The 19,880-nt window shown below is 34.3% G+C and carries 12 protein-coding genes; 4 read left to right on the forward strand and 8 right to left on the reverse strand.

Going from position 1 to position 19,880, the window contains the following annotated elements; all coding sequences use genetic code 11:
* Positions 1 to 186: 186 nt before the first annotated feature.
* From ABY285_RS05530 to ABY285_RS05560, 7 genes are all read right to left on the reverse strand, one after another.
* The gene (locus ABY285_RS05530; protein WP_372767934.1) at positions 187 to 630 is read right to left on the reverse strand and encodes a DUF4268 domain-containing protein; all 444 of its coding nucleotides are present in this window, start codon (positions 628 to 630) and stop codon (positions 187 to 189) included.
* 308 nt (positions 631 to 938) lie between these two features.
* A complete protein-coding gene (locus ABY285_RS05535; protein WP_372767868.1) occupies positions 939 to 1,130 on the reverse strand; it encodes a hypothetical protein in 192 nt (63 codons plus the stop codon).
* Between the two features lie 223 nt (positions 1,131 to 1,353).
* Complete coding sequence (locus tag ABY285_RS05540; protein ID WP_372767870.1) at positions 1,354 to 1,935, reverse strand: tRNA-(ms[2]io[6]A)-hydroxylase; 582 nt, start codon at positions 1,933 to 1,935, stop codon at positions 1,354 to 1,356.
* On the reverse strand, positions 1,935 to 3,854 hold the full coding sequence (locus ABY285_RS05545) for a monovalent cation:proton antiporter family protein (RefSeq protein WP_372767872.1): 1,920 nt from the start codon (positions 3,852 to 3,854) through the stop codon (positions 1,935 to 1,937). Before ABY285_RS05545 ends, ABY285_RS05540 begins: the two co-directional genes overlap by 1 nt.
* A 51-nt stretch (positions 3,855 to 3,905) precedes the next feature.
* Positions 3,906 to 5,621 (reverse strand): DNA polymerase III subunit gamma/tau, encoded by a 1,716-nt coding sequence (dnaX, locus tag ABY285_RS05550; protein WP_372767874.1) that lies wholly within the window; start codon positions 5,619 to 5,621, stop codon positions 3,906 to 3,908.
* Positions 5,622 to 5,801: 180 nt separating this feature from the next.
* On the reverse strand, positions 5,802 to 7,586 hold the full coding sequence (locus ABY285_RS05555; RefSeq protein WP_372767876.1) for a long-chain fatty acid--CoA ligase: 1,785 nt from the start codon (positions 7,584 to 7,586) through the stop codon (positions 5,802 to 5,804).
* An 81-nt stretch (positions 7,587 to 7,667) separates the two neighbouring features.
* Entirely contained in the window at positions 7,668 to 9,443 is a 1,776-nt protein-coding gene (locus tag ABY285_RS05560; RefSeq protein WP_372767878.1) for a long-chain fatty acid--CoA ligase, read from the reverse strand.
* Between the two features lie 195 nt (positions 9,444 to 9,638).
* On the opposite strand from ABY285_RS05560, the gene ABY285_RS05565 reads away from it, so the two are divergent.
* Positions 9,639 to 12,446, forward strand: coding sequence for a M16 family metallopeptidase (locus ABY285_RS05565; protein WP_372767936.1), 2,808 nt, complete (start codon positions 9,639 to 9,641; stop codon positions 12,444 to 12,446).
* A 67-nt stretch (positions 12,447 to 12,513) separates the two neighbouring features.
* Here ABY285_RS05565 and purL read toward each other — a convergent pair whose 3' ends face one another.
* The gene (gene purL, locus ABY285_RS05570) at positions 12,514 to 16,275 is read right to left on the reverse strand and encodes a phosphoribosylformylglycinamidine synthase (RefSeq protein WP_372767880.1); all 3,762 of its coding nucleotides are present in this window, start codon (positions 16,273 to 16,275) and stop codon (positions 12,514 to 12,516) included.
* A 402-nt stretch (positions 16,276 to 16,677) separates the two neighbouring features.
* Between purL and hisG the strand changes: the two genes are divergently transcribed.
* From hisG to hisC, 3 genes are read left to right on the forward strand one after another with little or no spacing between them, the layout of a single operon-like run.
* Complete coding sequence (gene hisG, locus ABY285_RS05575) at positions 16,678 to 17,535, forward strand: ATP phosphoribosyltransferase (RefSeq protein ID WP_372767882.1); 858 nt, start codon at positions 16,678 to 16,680, stop codon at positions 17,533 to 17,535.
* Between the two features lie 18 nt (positions 17,536 to 17,553).
* Positions 17,554 to 18,840 carry a histidinol dehydrogenase gene (hisD, locus tag ABY285_RS05580; protein ID WP_372767884.1) on the forward strand — a complete coding sequence of 429 codons (1,287 nt, stop codon included), beginning with the start codon at positions 17,554 to 17,556 and terminating at the stop codon, positions 18,838 to 18,840.
* Between the two features lie 2 nt (positions 18,841 to 18,842).
* Positions 18,843 to 19,880, forward strand: a complete 1,038-nt coding sequence (gene hisC / locus ABY285_RS05585) for a histidinol-phosphate transaminase (protein WP_372767886.1) — start codon at positions 18,843 to 18,845, stop codon at positions 19,878 to 19,880.

The raw sequence follows: 19,880 nt of genomic DNA on the forward strand, positions 1-19,880 counted from the left end.
CTCAGAGTGACAAAATGTTTAACTGTTTAATCGTTTAATTGTGTGTTCTCGATATATTTTTTATTCCATTGCATTCCATTAAAAAAAACACTCGAACTGACGTTTTATAAACTGTTTAATCGTTTATTTGTTGCTGCCTAAAATAATACAACATCTAAAATTCAAAATTCAACATTAAATCATTAATTAATTATAAATAACTTGTTTGATAAAATCTTCAAAATCCTCATAAAATTCTTCAAATTGATGCATCGCTTCATTAAAAAAGATGTAGGCTCCTTGCCATGTGTTTTTATTGTGAATATCAAATTCCCCATTATATTTTACATAAATTCTATGAATAATTTTACCATTATCCAATAGATAAAGCTCATCGAAAATAACATCCGGCAAATAATCATCAGTCAGATTGCTTTTTAATTCTAAGACTTGATCAAAAAGCAACTTATTTTTATTTTTGTCGAAAGATTCAATATCCAAGCAAACCAACACTTGATTTTTTTCGGCAACAAATTTAAAACTGAAGTCTTTAATCTGGGTGTTGTACAACACCCATTTTCTTGGAAAAGATTTGCCGAAACTTGTCCAAAATTCTTTTCTTAACTGTGCTGATTCCTCTTTGCTGAACATTTTTTTTGTGTAATTGTTGATTTGTTTATTTGTTGAGTCGTCATCTGTTTCCCTTCGACTCCGCTCAGGGTGACAAATCGTGTGTTCTCGATACATTTTTTATTCCATTGCATTCAATTAAAAAATACTGGAACTCACGTTTTATAAACTGTTTATTTGTTTAACTGTTTAACTGTTTAATCGTGTAATTGTTTATTTGTTGCATCGTTTATTTGTCGGTGTCTAAAATAATTCAACATCTATAATTCAACATTATATCAGAAATTAATTATAAACAGCCTATTTGGAACTTCATCCATTTTATCTTTTTACTTTTTTTCATTGATAAAAAAAGTAACAAAAAAATCTAGTCTGGTGATCTTTTTCTGTAAAAGTAATTGAATTTTTATATCCACATCACCCAGACCGCCTTTTCCCCGCTTTACCAACCACGAGGCTCTTTGGGTTGCAGCGTCTGCCAACGCTAAAAAAATTAAATATTTTACGACGAAAAAAATCATAGGACGGTTCTTTTAGTTTTGAGTTATTAGTTGTTAGTTTTTTTGATTTACGATTTATGAATTTTGAATTTTAAATTTTTTACTGAAAACTGCGACTGAAAACTGTAAACTTTTTAAATTGTTTAACTGTATTATTTGTTGAGTCGTTTATTCGTTGAGATCTAAAATAATTCAACATCTATAATCTAACATTCAAAATTCATTATCAATTTTTAATTGAAATTTACCCATGAATTGTTTCCTGTGTTCCCAAATCTTTCATTAATGTTGCTTCAAATTCCAATAAATCGTTCCATTTATGATCTACTTCATCTCTGTCTCCATATTTTCGTGCAAAACCTAAAAATAAGGTGTAATGATTTGCTTCTGAAGCCATTAAATCGCGATAGAATTTTGCCAGCTCCTGGTCTTTAATGTTTTCTGAAAGCAGGCGAAAACGTTCGCAGCTTCTGGCTTCAATAAGTGCCGCATACAATAAGCGGTGCACCAATTGTGTGGTTCTGCTTCCGCCTTTGGGGAAAAATTTTAATAAATTATTGACATAAATGTCCTTTCTGTCGGGACCCAGTTTAACGGCTCTTTTTAAAAGGCGGTCATGTACCATTTTAAAATGACTCATTTCTTCTTTAACCAGTGAAACCATTTCTGTAACCAAATCTGAATATTCGGGAAAACTCATAATTAGTGAGTTCGCGGTTGAAGCTGCTTTTAGCTCGCAATGCGCATGGTCGATTAAAATTTCATCAATATTTTTTTCTGCAATATTTACCCATCGTGGGTCTGTAGGAAGTTTTAAGCCTAACATTATGTATCAAATTTAAATTTAATTTCATCTAAGCTCGTTGCTGAGCCAACCATTGTCAAAATATCTCCCAATCTTAAACGTGAATACCCATGAGAAACGAGCAGTAGTCCTTTTCTTTTTACGGCAAGCACTAAAATATCAGAAGGCAATCTTAAATCGCGTAACCGTAACCCGTGGACGTCTTTATTTCTTATTTCCATATCAATAGTGTCTTGGCCGTCTCCTAGCCCAAGTAGCAATGATGTTGCATTTGGTGAGCGTACAAAATGATCCAATAAACTTACCATTGCAGTAGCAGGCTCAATAATTAAAGTTCCAAGCTTATAAAATTTATCAAAATTTTCACGTTTATTTAAGCGAACAATGACATCTTTGGTTCCAATATGTTCATAAATGAGTTGGGCCAATTTGTAATTGTCTTCATCAGAAAGCATTAAAACAATGGCCTCCGTTTTTTTTAGGCTTATTTGTTTAAGCGCAGTTAAATTTATCGTTTTTAACTTTATGATTTCAACGTCTTTAACTTCATCTTCATTCATTTTTTCAGTATTCACAATTCTGACTTCCCATTTGTTTTTTTGCAATTGTTTTGCGAGTGCAACAGACTGGTTTTCAAATCCGAAAATTACGGCATCCTGAGTACCGTCAAATTGTGGGATGTTTGCGCGTAAATGACTTTCTTTTACATAATTAAGTGACCATTTGAAAAGGGGAGGACCAACCAATTGGTTGATAACGATAATGGCAATTATAATTGCTTCAAATTGCGGACCCCAGGTTGGAAATTCACTTGAAATAATGGTCGCTAATCCCAAAGCAACTCCAGCTTGGGTTAAATAGGGCATCCAGGCGATAAACCTGTATTTTTTAAAATCGTTTGCAGCAAAAACGCCGAATATTCCTCCAAAAAACATGGTTACCAAACGTAAAAGGAATAAGGCTATAGCAATTCCGAAAACACTCATTAATATTTGCATTGATAAGGAAGCTCCTGTTAAAGTGAAAAACACGATGTAAATTATCGGACTTATTTCTTCCAGTGTTTTGGAAAACTCAATTCTGTGTTTACTGAAATTGGTTAATGCAAAACTTCCTATGATAGCAATTAATAATGGTTCTAAAGCAAATTCATAGTTTAATAATTCAATTGATTTTAGTTTTATATAATGTGAAAAGGCATAAATACTGTAGCCAATAATAAGGATAAGAATTCCTTTTATTTTAATATCAAATTTAGTTAAAAAGGGGAGTTTCAATAATTTTCCTACTGCCAAACCCAGTCCAACGGAAACAATTAATTCTAAAAATAAAATAACAAAAAACAAAATTCCTGTTACTTCATCGTTAATTAGTGCTTTTGCAATGGATAAACAAACTGCAAATAAAATAATTACCAAAACATCTTTTATAACAGTTACACCCATGACCGTTTTAGTAAATGGTCCGTTTGCTCTCATTTCATTAATAACGGCAATTGCTGAAGAAGGCGATCTTGCAACAAAAATAACAGCAAATAAAACAGCGACTGCAATTTTATGGCTGGCTGGCATATTTGCCATGAACGGAATTTTGTGTGCGAAAAAATAAATAACGGCAGTACTCATAAAAAAAGTGATTACGAGTTGACCGATGGTCATCCATTTAATACTATTAATTCTACTCCTTAATTCTTTTAAATATAGTTCTGAACCAGCTGAAAAGGCAATAATTGCCAAAGCAATTTCATTTAAAAAATAGAGTTCTGTTAATGCTTTCGGGCTTATGAAATTTAACACAGATGAGCCTGCAATTATTCCGGTAATGATTAATCCGGTAATTAATGGGAATTTTATTTTCTGAAAAACTTTCGCAATTTCATTTGCTGCAATAGCTACAATTAAAAATCCGGCCAAAAGGGTTATTAATAATTTTATATCCAAATTAATTAGTTTAATTAGCAAGAGATAAAGAAAGGAAACTAATACCGAAATTTACAGGTCTAAATCAAAAGTTTTCTTTAATAGTTCCAATGCACTGTTCTTTTCTTTTAATTTTTGATACTTTTCATCTGGCGTATAAGCGAATTTCTTAGTTTCTTCTTCATTGACATCAATAATAAGGTCAATTTTAAAATTGTTCAATTTTTCACGCAGATACTTCACCAAAGGAAATTTAGCCCGATCAAGCTGGTCTTTCATCATGGCATTCGGAAGCTGAAAATGAATGATTCTGTTTTCCAGCCTGGGAACATTTGAATTCATAATGGAAGCCAAACTTTTTTTACCATGCTCAATAAGGTTATTTATGTATGATTCCCAAAGCAGCAGCAGTTTGCTTTCTGAAAAAGCATCTGTAGGCAAGCCCTCGACTTCATCATACACAACTTCCATTTTTGAAATTTCTGTTTTTCGCTCAATACTTTTTAAGGAAAGGTCTGAACGTCTTCGTCCGGTGTTTTTTAAATCGGCTTTTGAAGTTTCAATGCCGGGCGTTACGGTAATTTTAGATTCGTTTTTTATTGCAGGAACTTTCTGTTTTGCAACGACCTTAATTTCTTCTTTTACAATAAACTTCGCATTGCTTTTTTTTGAGGTTTTTGATCTGAAAACAACCGCCGAAATTATAAAGGGTTTATTGTTTTTTTTTTCTCCGTCAAAAGTGACAGAGGCCAGTTGCATCAATGCAAGCTCAACAAGCAATCTCTGATTTTTACTGCTTTTGTATTTCAAATCACAATCATTTGCCAGCTCAATTCCTTTTAATAAAAAACGCAAATCACATTTTTCTGCCTGACTTAAATATTTCTTTTTGGCATTGTCGCCAACTTCCAGCAATTCAATGGTGATTTTATCTTTGCTCACCAGTAAATCTCTAAAATGAGAAGCCAATCCGGTGATAAAGTGATTTCCGTCAAATCCTTTGGACAAGATGGAATTGAAATGAACCAAAACTTCCGGTATGTCATTTTCAAGCAATAAGTCGGTTGTTTTAAAATATTCATCGTAATCCAGCACATTTAAATTTTCGGTAACTGCTTTACGGGTTAATTCTTTGCCAGAAAAACTTACCACACGATCAAAAATGGAAAGCGCATCACGTAAAGCGCCATCTGCCTTTTGGGCGATAATGTGCAAGGCGTCATCATCTGCCTCAATATTTTCCTGAACAGCTATTTTTTTAAGGTAATTTTTAGTATCTAATACACCAATACGCTTAAAGTCAAATATTTGACAGCGTGAAAGTATGGTCGGAATTATTTTGTGTTTTTCTGTAGTCGCCAAAATAAAAATAGCGTGGGCCGGCGGTTCTTCCAAAGTTTTTAAAAACGCATTAAATGCGGCTGACGAAAGCATGTGAACCTCATCAATAATATATACTTTGTATTTTCCGGTTTGGGGCGGAATACGCACCTGATCGTTTAAATTTCGAATGTCGTCAACCGAATTGTTTGAAGCGGCATCCAATTCAAAAATGTTAAAAGCGAAATCTTCATCAAGGTTTCCGCAACTGGCCTGATTGATTCTTTTGGCCAAAATCCGTGCACAGGTTGTTTTTCCAACACCTCTGGGGCCTGTAAACAATAATGCTTGTGCCAAATGGTTGTTTTTTATAGCATTTTCAAGCGTATTGGTAATTGCCTGTTGTCCTATAACATCCTCAAAAGTTTGAGGTCTGTATTTACGGGCCGATACTATAAAATGTTCCATGAATTAATTTTTTGTTGGTTACAAAAGTATAAAAACCAATTGTTAATTTATAAATTTGTTCATACCTTTATCTCAAGATTGCCAGAGGTTTTTAAAAACCTCTGGCAATCTGTTTGTTATTTATCTTTCAACTTCATTGCGGATAGCTCGGGCGCTACCCTATTTATTTCAAACGGACTTTCAATTCTTAATTTCATATATTTTATTATACAAGTGTTTGTATCTTAAAATAATCTCATTCCGTTTTGGTTTCATTGTTGGCGTAAGCAACCCATTGTCAATTCCCCAAACTTCAGGGGTTAGTTCAAATCGTTTGATGGTTTCCCATTTACCGAAATTTTTATTTCCAAGATCTATTTCTTCTTGAATTCGGGCAATGATAATTGGATTTTGAATTAAATCTTCATTATTTTGCAATATTGGCTCATGATGAATTTTGGCCCAGCTCCTTAAAAATTCAAAGTTTGGCTGCACAATTGCTGCCGGCATTTTTTGCCCTTCGCCAATCACAACAATTTGTTCTATAAATCGAGATTGTTTCATTTGATTTTCAAGTAGGGCAGGAACAATATATTTTCCTCCCGATGTCTTAAAAATCTCTTTTTTTCTACCTGTTATTTTAAGGAATCCATCCGCGTCAATTTCACCTTTATCGCCGGTATGAAAATATTCGCCAGTCATTATACTTGCTGTTTTTTCAGGATCTTTATAGTAACCAAGCATAATATTTGGCCCTTTCACCAATATTTCACCGTCTTCTGCAATTTTAACTTCAACATTTTCAATGGGTTTTCCAACGGTGCCAATTTTAAACATATGGTCTTTATACATATTCACGGATACCACCGGTGATGTTTCTGTAAGACCGTAGCCTTCCATAATTTGCATTTTTGCCGCTGTAAACACGCTGGCCAAACGTGGTTGTAATGCCGCACTTCCCGAGACCATCGTGGTTAAATTACCACCTAAAGCTTCTCTCCATTTCACAAATATTAATTTATTCGCAACAGCCAATTGTTGTTCATACCACCAACCATTTTTTCCATAAGGTTGATATTTCAAGCCCAATTCTACGGCCCAATAAAACAGTATTCTTTTTATTCCTTTTAATTCTGATCCTTTTGCGATGATGCCATCGTATATTTTTTCCAGTAAACGAGGTACTACCGACATTAAATTCGGGTTGGTTTCTTTGATGTTTTCTCCAAGTTTTTCAAGGGATTCCGCAAAATAAATGGAAGTTCCTGAGTATTGATATAAGTAAAGCAGCATCCGTTCAAAAATATGACATACCGGTAAAAAACTTAAGGTTCTTGTAGTTCCTAACTCCAATGGCATTCTTGGAAAACTATCCAGCACATTGGTAACCACATTATTATGGGAAAGCATAACACCTTTTGGTTTTCCAGTTGTTCCTGACGTATATATAATGGTTGCTAAATCAAAAGGCTTAACGGAGTCTTTTAATGCTTCAACTTCTGGCTGATTACTTTCATCTTTTCCCAGCGCTAAAATTTCTTCCCAGTTTTTACAGCCTTCAATTTCTTCAAAGGAATAGATTTCTTTTAAAGTGACTACATCATTTTTAATTGAAATTGCTTTGTCATAAAGCACTTGATCTGATAAAAAACAATAGGTAACTTCGGCATGGTTAAAAATATATTTATACTCTTCTTCCGAAATTGTTGGGTAAATAGGGACATTGATGGCGCCTATTTGCAATATACCAATATCCATAATATTCCATTCCGTTCTGTTGGCCGAAGATATAAGGGCAATTTTATCCCCCGGTTTTACGCCCAATCTCAGCAATCCTCTACTAATGGCGTTGGCTTTATCAACATATTCCTGTGTTGAAGTTGAAACCCATTTTCCATTATATTTTGTGGAAAAAGCTTTTTCTAAATTGTATTGTTCTAGTTGGTAATAGGCAAAATCAAATAATCGTGTAATTTTTATTGGCATTTTATATAGGGTTGGTTAGTTTTCTTGCAAAGTATGATAATTAAAGCAAATTCACAATAGCCATGGTTGCATTCATTAAAATTAATTTTTATAGATTTTTATGTACAGATGGCTATAGTTTTGTAAAATAATTTTCCGTTTCATTTTTAGTGTAGGCGTAAGTAAATTATTTTCAACGCTCCAACTTTCTGAAGTGAGTTCAAAGGCTTTTATCTGCTCCCATTTGCCTAATTTTTCATTTACTTTATCAATCTCTTTTTGAATACGTTTCCGTACTTTTTTATGTTGAATAACATTTTCATTTGAACCATCAAACTGGAGTCCTTTGTGTTTTGCCCAGGCCAATAAAAATTCAAAATGAGGTTGTATAAAGGCTGCTGGCATTTTTTCGCCTTCTCCAATCACCATCGCCTGTTCAATAAAACGAGATTCTTTTAAAAGTCCTTCAATTGCTGAAGGGGCAATGTATTTACCGCCTGATGTTTTAAATATTTCTTTTTTTCGATCTGTAATTTTTAAAAATCTGTCGGCGTCTAACTCCCCAATATCTCCGGTATGTAAAAAACCATCAACAATGGTTTCGTTTGTCAATGCTGAATTTTTATAGTAACCCATCATCACATTTGAACCTTTTACCAAAATTTCGCCGTCCCCTGCAATTTTGACTTCCATATCGTCAAGGATTCTGCCTACCGTCCCAATTTTAAATCCTTTATTTCTGAAATCGTTGATGGAAATTCCCGGAGAAGTTTCCGTCATTCCATAGCCTTCAAAAACAGGAATTCCGGCGGCTGTAAAAACACGAATTAAATTTGGTTGTAGTGCAGCGCTTCCAGAAACTAAAAACTTAATATTTCCGCCTAATGCTTCGCGCCATTTGCTAAAAACCAACTTATTGGCAATGTTCAGCTGAAAATGATACCACCACCCATTCTCACGATAAGGTTCATACTTTTTTCCTAAATCAAGTGACCAAAAGAAAAGCATTTTTTTTATTCCTTTTAAATTGCCGCCCTTGTCCACAATTTTGTCGTATATTTTTTCGAGCAATCGAGGCACAACCGGAATAAAATGTGGTTTTACTTCTTTTAAATTATCCCCTAATTTATCGATGGATTCTGCGAAGTAAATTTCAAATCCCATATTTTGATAATAATATAAGGCAAAGCGTTCAAAAATATGGCAAATAGGTAAATAACTTAAAACCATATAATTTCCGGGTGTAAAATTTAATGCTTTGGCACTGGTAAACGTATTCTCCACAATATTTTTATGTGAAAGCATCACGCCTTTTGGCGTGCCGGTTGTTCCGGAAGTGTAGATAATTGTTGCCAAATTGGCGCCTAAAACTTGTTTTATTAACAATTCAACTTCAGATTGATTGCTTTCGTCTTCACCCAATTTCAGTAACGATTCCCAACTTGAAAAACCTTCAATGGTATCAAAAGAATAAATGTCATTTAACTGGGTCTTGTCTTTAATTTTTAAAACTTTTTCCGCCAATTCATTATCGGAAACAAAACACAAAACAGCATCAGAATGATTGATAATGTATTGAAAATCATCGGAAGAAATGGTAGGATATAAAGGCACATTTACCGCGCCAATTTGTAAGACGGCAATATCTAAAATACTCCATTCAACACGGTTTGTAGAAGTTACTACCGCAATTTTATCGTTTGGTGTTACGCCCAACCGTAACAAGGCTCTGCTAATGCAGTTCGCTTGGTCGATATAACTTTGTGTTGAAGTTGAAATCCATTTGCCGTCAATTTTTGTGTTAAAACACTTTTGTTGTGGATTGGTTGCTAATTGATGATAGGCAAAATCGAATAAACGTGTAATTTGGTTTGACATAGATTTATATTGATACTGCAAAGTAGAAAAAAAAAGTATTTCACAAAAATGAAATCTTAAGAGGGTTTTGGTTAAATTTTCGCTAATTAATTATTAAAAAATCTATTGTATATTTATGCAATTCTAAAAAATAATTGTACAATGATAAAAATTAATTTTAAATTTTCAATTTTAGCTTTACTGACTTTGTCTTTTATGATCATTTCATTTAAAGGAATATCACAAAATTCAAATAAGGATGTAAAATTTTCTATTGCATTTGAAAAGTATGAACTTCCAAATGGTCTTGATGTAGTGCTTCATCAAGACAAAAGTGATCCAATAGTCTCTTTAGCCATACAATATGGTGTTGGTTCCAATAGAGAAATAACAGGAAGAACTGGGTTTGCCCATTTATTTGAGCATGTGCTATTTCAGGAATCCGAAAATGTTCCACAAGATCAATTTTTCAAAAAAATTCAGGATGTTGGCGGAACACTTAACGGAGGAACATGGAAAGATGGTACTGTTTATTATGAAGTAGTTCCCAACAATGCGCTGGAAACAGTTTTATGGTTAGAAAGTGATCGTATGGGCTTTTTAATTAATACGGTTACAGAATCTGCTTTTAACAATCAACAAGAAGTTGTTCAAAATGAAAAAAGACAACGTGTTGATAACAATCCTTATGGACATACCAGTTGGGTATTAGATAAAAATATTTATCCTGCAGGACACCCATATAGCTGGCAGGTAATTGGAGAATTAGAAGATCTTCAAAATGCTACGATAGATGATGTTAAGGAATTTTATAACAGATTTTATGGACCCAATAACGCAACGTTGGTTTTAGCCGGTGATTTTGAAATTAAAGATGCTAAAGCCTTGATTGAAAAGTATTTTGGAGAAATAAAGAGGAGGGAAGAAGTGAAACGTTTGGAACCACAACCTGTAACTATTGCAAAAACAAAACGTTTTTATCATGAAGATAACTTTGCTACAGTACCTCAATTAAATATGGTATGGCCAACAGTACAACAATATACAGAAGATGCGTATGCACTTGATTTTTTATCTGAAATATTATCCAGCGGAAAAAAAGCACCACTTTATAAAATTTTGGTGAAAGAAAAAAAATTAACTTCCAGAACACGTGCTTATAATAATTCACAAGAATTGGCTGGAGAATTTCATATAAATATTACAGCAAATACAGGAAATAGTTTAAAAGATGTTGAAAAGGGAATTTTTGAAGCTTTCGACTTATTTGAAAAGGAAGGTGTATCTGATAAAGATGTGGAACGAATTAAAGCCGGATTGGAAACCAGTTTTTACAATGGTATCAGTAGTGTTTTAGGTAAATCATTCCAGTTAGCGCGATACAATGTGTTTGCAGGAACTCCCGGATTTATTGAACAAGATATTGAAAATATTAAAAAGGTTACCAAAGAGGATGTTATTCGTGTATATGAAAAATACATTAAAGGAAAACCATATATAATGACCAGTTTTGTACCAAAGGGACAATTGGATTTAATTACCGAAAACTCTATAAAGGCAGAAATTGTTGAAGAAGAGATTAAGGAAAATGTGGTTAAAACAATTATAGATGTTAAAGAAGAAATTGTAAAAACACCTTCATTAATTGATCGATCTAAGGAACCTAATCAAGGGATTTCACCTAAATTATCTATTCCAGAAAGTTGGACTTCAACATTGGGTAATGATATGAAAGTTTATGGAATTGAACAAAACGAAATTCCAACAGTAAATTTTAGTTTGGTAATTGCAGGAGGACATCTTTTGGATACTAAAAACAAAAATGGTGTGGCTAATTTGATGACGGATATAATGATGGAAGGAACAGCCAATAAAACACCTGAACAACTTGAAGAAGAGATAGAAATGTTGGGCGCCAACATTAATATGTATACAACCAATGAGTCTATTATAATAAGAGGAAATACATTGGTTAGAAATTTTGATAAAACAATGAAATTAGTTGAAGAAATTTTATTGGAACCTCGTTGGGATGAAGATGAATTTTCCCGTATAAAAACCAAAACTATAAATCAAATTAAACGTTCAGATGCCAATCCTAATGTGGTTGCTGACAATATGTTTAATAAAATTTTATATGGTGAAGATCATATTTTTTCATACCCGACTAGTGGTACAGAAACTTCGGTTGAAGCTATTACAATGGACGACTTAAAGGCATTTTATACTGCTAATTTTTCACCATCAGTAAGTATGTTTAATATTGTTGGTAATATCACCAAGGAACAAATTTTGAAAAATCTTAGTGGTTTGGAAAATCATTGGAAAGCTAAAGATGTTCAGATTCCTGAATTTCCTATAGCAAATACAAGAGATAAATCATCTTTGTATTTTATTGATATTCCGAATGCCAAACAATCTGTAATCAATATTGGATATATTGGATTGGCACGAACAGATAAAGATTTTTATCCTGCTGAAGTGATGAATTATAAATTAGGTGGTTCATTTTCAGGAAATGTAAACTTGATATTGAGGGAAGAAAAAGGATATACGTATGGTGCACGCACCAGTTTTAGCGGTTCAAAAACACCTGGAACGTTTACAGCCTCTTCAAGTGTCAGAACAAATACAACAGGCGAATCAGTGCAGATTTTTAAAGATGAGATTGCAAAATATAGAGAAGGCATTAGTAAGGAAGATTTAGAATTCACGAAAAATGCCCTGATTAAATCGAATGCAAGACGTTTTGAAACACAAACTTCATTATTGGGAATGTTACAAGAAATAAGCAATTATAATTTACCTTCTAACTATATAGAAAAGGAAGAAGCTACAATTAATAACATGACGCTAGAACAGCACAAGCAATTGGCCAATAAATATTTAGATGAGTCTAAAATGGTTTATGTTGTGGTAGGTGATGCGGCCACACAATTTGCTCAATTTCAGACTATGGGATTTGATGAAGTTAAATTAATATCAAAAGATATGAAGGAAGTAATATTAGAAAATGGGAACTAACAATTTTTCCAAAAATTAAAAAAGGGATACCGATTGGTATCCCTTTTTTATGATATAAATTATAAAATTAGTTGTTTTCCAACCATTTTATGGCATTCACAAAAGCTTCTGCCCAAGGGGAAACTTCATCTTTTCTTTCTTTGGGATAATAAGCCCAATTCCATTGAAAAATAGAACGCTCAATATGTGGCATCATCACTAAATGACGACCGTCTTTTGAGCTCATCATAGCAACATTATAATCGGAACCATTCGGATTTGCCGGATATGCATCATAACCGTATTTGGCCACAATATGGTATTCTTTTTCTTCTAAAGGAAGGTTAAATTTCCCTTCGCCATGTGAAATCCAAACGCCTAAAGTACTTCCTTCCAAAGTAGATAACATGACCGAATTGTTGTTTTGTACAGTTACTGAAGTAAATCCGCTTTCGTGCTTGTGGGAATCGTTGTGCAATAATTTTCCATGAACTTTGTGTTCCGGATTAATAACTTCCAATTCCATAAACAATTGGCAACCATTACAAATTCCTACGGACAAGGTATCTTCTCTTTTAAAGAAATTGTCCAGGGCTTTTTTTGCTTTTTCATTGTATAAAAATGCACCTGCCCAACCTTTTGCAGAACCCAAAACATCCGAATTTGAAAATCCGCCAACTGCACCAATAAACTGTATGTCTTCCAATGTTTCACGTCCGCTTATTAGATCGGTCATATGAACATCTTTCACATCAAAACCAGCCAGGTACATAGCATTTGCCATTTCACGTTCAGAATTGCTTCCTTTTTCACGAATGATGGCTGCTTTTGGTCTTTTACCGTCATTTCGAGGAGTTTGCGACGCGGCAATCTTTCCATTAGAAACAGATTGCTTCGTTTCACTCACAATGAAGTCTTCTAACTTACCTGTGAAATGACTTGGGAAAACATAGGTTAACTGTTGATTTTTATAGTTTTCAAAACGCTCTTGTGCTTTGTTATTTGCGCATTGTTTTTGATCGAGTAGGTAAGAGGTTTTATACCAAACGTCTCTATATCTAGGAATGTCAAAAGTCAAAAGTCCGAGGTCTAAAGTTCCGTTATTTGTTACAGAACCAATTTTGAAAAATTCAATACTATTTGTATTTAATTTACTTTCAAAAACAATATCGTCTTTTGCTTGAATAACGACTCCAATATTTTCTGAAAATAAAATTTTAACCAAATCTTTTTCTTTAAAATGATCAAAAGACAGTAACATCCCAGCTTCTGTAAAATTTCCAGTTCCCCCTTCGGGGGTTATGGGGCTAAAACACATTTCTAACAAAGTCGTGATCAATCCGCCACTTCCTATATCGTGTCCCGCAAGGATATTATTTTCTGAAATTAATGCTTGCATGGTATTAAAGGCTCTTTTGAAAAAAGCAGCATCTTTAATGGTAGGTGCTTCATTTCCAATAGCATTCAGCGTTTGCGCAAATGATGAACCTCCTAATTTAAAGTCGTCCTGTGAAAGATTGATGTAATAAATTGATCCGCCGTCTTTTTGTAATACAGGTTCCACCACTTTGGTAATATCGGTGCAATTTCCTCCGGCCGAAATGATGACAGTTCCCGGTGCAATAACTTCGTCTTTGGGGTATCTTTGTTTCATTGAAAGCGAATCTTTTCCCGTTGGAATATTGATTCCCAGTTCAATTGCAAAATCCGAACAACCTTTTACAGCTGCATATAAACGAGCATCTTCCCCCTCATTTTTACAAGCCCACATCCAGTTGGCAGACAATGAAATTCCTTTTAAACCATCTTTAATGGGCGCCCAAACAATATTGGATAAAGATTCACCGATTGCATTTCTGCTTCCTGCCACAGGATCAATTAAGGCGGCTATAGGTGAGTGACCAATTGAAGTTGCGACTCCCTCTTTACCCAAATAATCCAAAGCCATTACTCCGCAATTGTTTAATGGTAACTGCAATGGTCCGGTACATTGTTGTTTGGCTACTTTTCCGCCCACGCAACGATCTACTTTATTGGTCAACCAGTCTTTACAAGCTACCGCCTCTAATTGCAGCACTTGCTCTAAGTAGGTAGCGATGTTTCTTATATTGTATTCTAAATTGGCATAGTTGTATTTGATGGTTTTATCGGTCATCACAACTTTTGGCGAACTGCCAAACATAGCTGCCAAGGCAAAATCCATTGGTTTTTCACCTGTTGATTTTGATTTGAAAGTAAAACGATTGTTATTTGTTACTTCACCAACCTGGTACATAGGTGAGCGTTCACGATCAGCAATTTTTTGGAGTAATTCAATATCTTTCTGGCCAATTACCAACCCCATTCTTTCCTGAGATTCGTTCCCTATGATTTCTTTTGCTGAAAGCGTTGGATCGCCAATCGGTAATTTGTCTAAGTCAATTAACCCGCCGGTTTCTTCCACCAATTCCGACAAGCAGTTTAAATGTCCGCCGGCACCGTGATCGTGTATCGAAACAATAGGATTGACATCACTTTCTACCATGCCACGAATAGCATTTGCGGCACGTTTTTGCATTTCCGGATTGGAACGTTGAACAGCGTTAAGTTCAATTCCACTTGCGAATTCACCTGTATCTGAAGATGAAACTGCTGCGCCACCCATACCAATTCGATAATTGTCACCACCTAATATCACTATTTTATCACCTGCTGCCGGTTTGTCTTTTAAAGCCTGATCTGCTTTTCCATAACCAATGCCACCCGCTTGCATAATCACTTTGTCGTAGCCTAACTTTCTTGAGGTCACACTGAGCTTGTCGAAGTGCTCTTCATGTTCAAAAGTTAAAACAGAACCTGTAATTAATGGCTGCCCAAATTTGTTTCCGAAATCGGAAGCGCCGTTTGAAGCCTTTATCAATATATCCATAGGTGTCTGGTACAACCAATCACGTTCTTTCATTGCTTTTTCCCATGGCTTGTCCTCATTTAAACGAGAATAGGAAGTCATATAAACAGCGGTTCCTGCCAATGGTAAAGATCCTTTTCCGCCAGCCAACCGGTCCCTGATTTCACCACCTGATCCGGTTGCAGCACCATTAAACGGTTCTACTGTTGTAGGAAAATTATGTGTTTCTGCTTTTAAAGAGATCACCGATTTAAAATTCTTTTTCTGATAAAAATCTGGTTTATCGGCAGATTTTGGTGCAAATTGTTCAACTACCGGACCTTCAACAAATGCCACATTGTCTTTATAGGCTGAAACAATTCCATTCGGGTTTATTTCCGAAGTTTTTCTGATTAGTTTAAACAATGAGGCTGGCATTTCTTCACCATCTATGACGAATTTTCCGTTAAATATTTTATGTCGGCAATGTTCTGAATTTACCTGTGAAAATCCGAATACTTCAGAATCGGTTAATTTTCGACCCATTTTTTCACTTAAGTCATTCAAATAATCAACTTCTTCTTCGCTTAAAGACAAGCCTTCAGATTTATTATAAGCAGCAATATCATCAACTTCCAAAATAGCCGCTGGTTCAATATGAATGGTAAATATATCATGGTTTAAAGAAGCATATTTTTGAAAAATCATCGAATCAAATTCGGCGTCTTTTGTTGAAGCGTTAAATTCTTCAATTCTAAGGATCCCTTCAATACCCATATTTTGGGTAATTTCAACGGCATTCGTACTCCAGGGTGTTATCATAGCAGCACGCGGACCAATAAAAAAAGCATCCACAGATGCCTCAGCTAATTTTTCTTGGTTACCAAAAAGCCAGTTTAATTTTTGAATGTTGGTATGGGAAAGTTCTTTTGACGTTTGTACAGCAACTATTTTACTGTTTTTGTTTCCAAAGAATTGAATCATAAATTGATTTTTTAGTGTATTGTTAGAAAGTGCAAATTTAATCAAATAATTGTTAATTGATTAAATGAATTATTAATTTAAAACGTAATAAATTGAAATATGGAATGATTGTGAGAAGGGAAGAAATGATATCTGTTAAATAATTAACAAAAAAGCGTCATTTGTAAATTTATTTGATAAGTAGTGTCGGAATCTTAAACATTTTTCTATATTTGTCAAATAATAATCACAGAAATGAATTTTACACAAAACCACCATCATCATTTTCATAGTCCCACTCAAGTGAGTTGAAAATGTATTGTGTAAAAATTAAACATATATTTAAAACCCGTTTGAGTTCATCAAGCGGGTTTTTTCTTTAAAACCAATTGATTTACTCAAACACAACACCAAAAAATAAAAATGAGTAAATTAAAAATCGCAGTTCAAAAAGCAGGAAGACTAAACGAAGATTCTCTTCAACTTCTAAAAGATTGTGGCATTTCCATCGATAATGGAAAGGACCAGTTAAAAGCGTCAGCAAGTAATTTTCCTTTGGAAGTTTTATATTTGAGAAATGGAGATATTCCTCAATATCTTAAAGATGGCGTGGTTGATATCGCTATTATTGGTGAAAATGTTTTGATTGAAAAAGGAAATGACATTGGTATTATTGAACGTCTTGGATTTTCAAAATGCCGCGTTTCTTTGGCTATTCCCAAAGGAAAAAATTACAAAAAAATCAACGATTTAGATGGAATGCGCATCGCCACTTCTTATCCGAATACGGTAAAGGAATACTTTAAAAAATTTAATGTAACACCTGATGTTCATATCATTAGCGGCTCTGTAGAAATTGCCCCAAGTATTGGTTTGGCTGATGCTATTTGCGATATTGTTTCAAGTGGAAGCACCCTGTTTAAAAATAATTTAAAGGAAGTTGAAGTGATGCTTAAAAGTGAAGCTGTTCTAGCGGTTTCGCCAACCATTTCTTCGGAAAGTCTGTTGGTGCTAAATAAACTTCAATTTCGGATTCAGGCAGTGTTAAAGGCCAGGAAATCGAGATATATTTTAATGAATGCGCCCAATGATAAAATTGCCGAAATCATAAAAATATTGCCGGGAATGAGAAGTCCGACAGTATTGCCTTTGGCAGAAAAAGGCTGGAGCTCTATCCATACCGTAATTGAGAAAGATACTTTTTGGGAAGTTATTGACGAGCTGAAACAATTGGGTGCCGAAGGTTTACTGGTGGTTCCCATCGAAAAAATGGTTGTTTAAATTTATGAAATCAAAAAGATGAAAAAAATAATAAATCCGATAAAAAAGGAATGGGTTACCATTTTAAAAAGACCCACCCAAACCATTGAAGCTGTTGAAAATACGGTAACTTCTATATTTGACGATGTCAGAAGAAACGGTGACGATGGCGTAAAACGGTATACTGCTATTTTTGACGGTGTTGAATTGAATAATTTGTGCGTGACTGAGGAAGAAATTTCAGCAGGAGCAAAATTAGTATCTGATGAATTAAAAGAAGCCATTCAAAAGGCAAAAATGAACATTGAAAAATTTCATTTGGCCCAAAAAACAGCCAAAGTTTTTGCTGAAACTGTTGAAGGCGTGGAGTGCTGGCAAGAAAAAAGACCAATTCAGAAAGTGGGATTGTATATTCCGGGAGGTACAGCGCCGTTGTTTTCTTCAGTATTGATGTTGGCTGTTCCGGCACAAATTGCAGGTTGTAAAGAAGTCGTTTTATGTACTCCGCCCAACAAAAAAGGAGAAATTAATCCGGCAATTCTTTATACGGCACAACTTTGTGGTATTACTAAAATTGTAAAGGTTGGCGGCATTCAGGCCATCGCCGGACTCACTTTTGGAACGGAAACCATTCCGCAGGTGTATAAAATTTTCGGTCCTGGAAATCAATATGTTACCGTTGCGAAACAATTGGCAACCAAATACGGCGTTGCCATTGATATGCCTGCCGGTCCAAGCGAATTGTTGATTGCTGCTGATGATAGCGCCAATGCGAGCTTTGTGGCATCCGATTTATTGAGTCAGGCTGAACATGGCACAGACAGTCAGGTAATTTTGGTGTCAACATCTATGGAAATGTTGAAAGAAGTTGAAAAGGAAATTGAAATCCAATTGCCACTGTTATCCAGGAAAAAAATAGCAGCAAAAGCGATTGAAAATTCGAAATTGATTTTTGTGGAAACAAAAGAAACGGCAATGGAAATGATTAATGAATATGGACCTGAACATTTTATTGTTTGTACAGATAACAACGATTTTTATGTTGAGAATGTTCAAAATGCAGGTTCTGTTTTTATTGGTAATTATACCCCGGAAAGTGCAGGAGATTATGCTTCTGGAACCAACCATACTTTACCCACAAATGGCTATTCAAAAGCGTATTCCGGTGTTAATTTAGATTCGTTTTTGAAATCGATTACCTTTCAGAAAATTTCTGAAAAAGGAATTCAGAATATTGGGAAAACCATAGAATTAATGGCCGAAGCAGAAGGTTTGGATGCGCACAAAAATGCAGTAACTTTACGTTTAAAAAGTTTAAAAAAGTAATTATGTTTGCAATTGAAAAATTGGTCCGCGAAAATATAAAGGCATTAAAACCATATTCTTCAGCAAGAGATGAATTTAAGGAGATGACTGCTGATATGGTGTTTTTAGATGCAAACGAAAATCCGTTTGAGAATGGCGTAAACCGTTATCCGGATCCGCAACAAACCACTGTAAAAGCAGCATTGTCAAAATTAAAAGAAGTCCCTGTAAGTCAAATTTTATTGGGTAATGGAAGTGATGAAGTGTTGGATTTAATTTTTAGGGCTTTTTGTGAACCAAAACAAGACAACATCATTACGTTGCCGCCCACTTATGGGATGTATAAGGTATTGGCAAACATTAATAATATTGAGGAAAAGGAGGTTTTACTAACCAATAAATTTCAGCCAAATGTGAATGAAATTTTAAAAGCGGCAGATGCAAATTCAAAAATTTTGTTTTTATGTTCCCCTAACAACCCTACTGGAAATTCTTTTAACAGTGAAAGTGTTGAAATATTGTTGAATTCATTTAAAGGATTGGTTGTTATTGATGAAGCCTATATTGATTTTTCTTCGGAAAAAAGCTGGTTGCAAAGGTTAAATGAATTTCCGAATTTAGTGGTGACCCAAACTTTATCTAAAGCTTATGGAATGGCAGGGATTAGGTTGGGAATTTGTTTTGCTTCTTCAGCAATTATTTCGATTTTGAACAAAATTAAACCGCCGTATAATGTAAATGAATTAACGCAGCAAAGAGCATTAAAACGGATTTTGACTAAAAACAAGGTCAGAAATGAAATTGATAATATTTTAGAACAACGGAAAAAACTGATAGATAAATTAACATCTGTATCATTTATTGAAGAAATTTATCCAACAGATGCCAATTTTATTTTAGTAAAAGTGGATGATGCTACAAAAAGATACCATCAATTATTAGAAAAAGGAGTTGTAATTAGGAACAGAACAACGCAGCCATTATGTGAAAACACATTGAGATTGACTATTGGCACAACCAGTGAAAACATAAAATTGATAAAAGCATTAAAAGAAATTTAA

Origin of the sequence: Lutibacter sp. (assembly GCF_041555395.1) — a bacterium.
GTDB lineage: Bacteria > Bacteroidota > Bacteroidia > Flavobacteriales > Flavobacteriaceae > Lutibacter.

Bases quoted from the DNA above. Each gene is read 5' to 3' on its own strand.
- ABY285_RS05530 (WP_372767934.1), bottom strand. From the start codon at position 630: ATGTTCAGCAAAGAGGAATCAGCACAGTTAAGAAAAGAATTTTGGACA.
- ABY285_RS05535 (WP_372767868.1), bottom strand. From the start codon at position 1,130: ATGATTTTTTTCGTCGTAAAATATTTAATTTTTTTAGCGTTGGCAGAC.
- ABY285_RS05540 (WP_372767870.1), bottom strand. From the start codon at position 1,935: ATGTTAGGCTTAAAACTTCCTACAGACCCACGATGGGTAAATATTGCA.
- dnaX (WP_372767874.1), bottom strand. From the start codon at position 5,621: ATGGAACATTTTATAGTATCGGCCCGTAAATACAGACCTCAAACTTTT.
- ABY285_RS05555 (WP_372767876.1), bottom strand. From the start codon at position 7,586: ATGCCAATAAAAATTACACGATTATTTGATTTTGCCTATTACCAACTA.
- ABY285_RS05560 (WP_372767878.1), bottom strand. From the start codon at position 9,443: ATGTCAAACCAAATTACACGTTTATTCGATTTTGCCTATCATCAATTA.
- ABY285_RS05565 (WP_372767936.1), top strand. From the start codon at position 9,639: ATGATCATTTCATTTAAAGGAATATCACAAAATTCAAATAAGGATGTA.
- purL (WP_372767880.1), bottom strand. From the start codon at position 16,275: ATGATTCAATTCTTTGGAAACAAAAACAGTAAAATAGTTGCTGTACAA.
- hisG (WP_372767882.1), top strand. From the start codon at position 16,678: ATGAGTAAATTAAAAATCGCAGTTCAAAAAGCAGGAAGACTAAACGAA.
- hisD (WP_372767884.1), top strand. From the start codon at position 17,554: ATGAAAAAAATAATAAATCCGATAAAAAAGGAATGGGTTACCATTTTA.
- hisC (WP_372767886.1), top strand. From the start codon at position 18,843: ATGTTTGCAATTGAAAAATTGGTCCGCGAAAATATAAAGGCATTAAAA.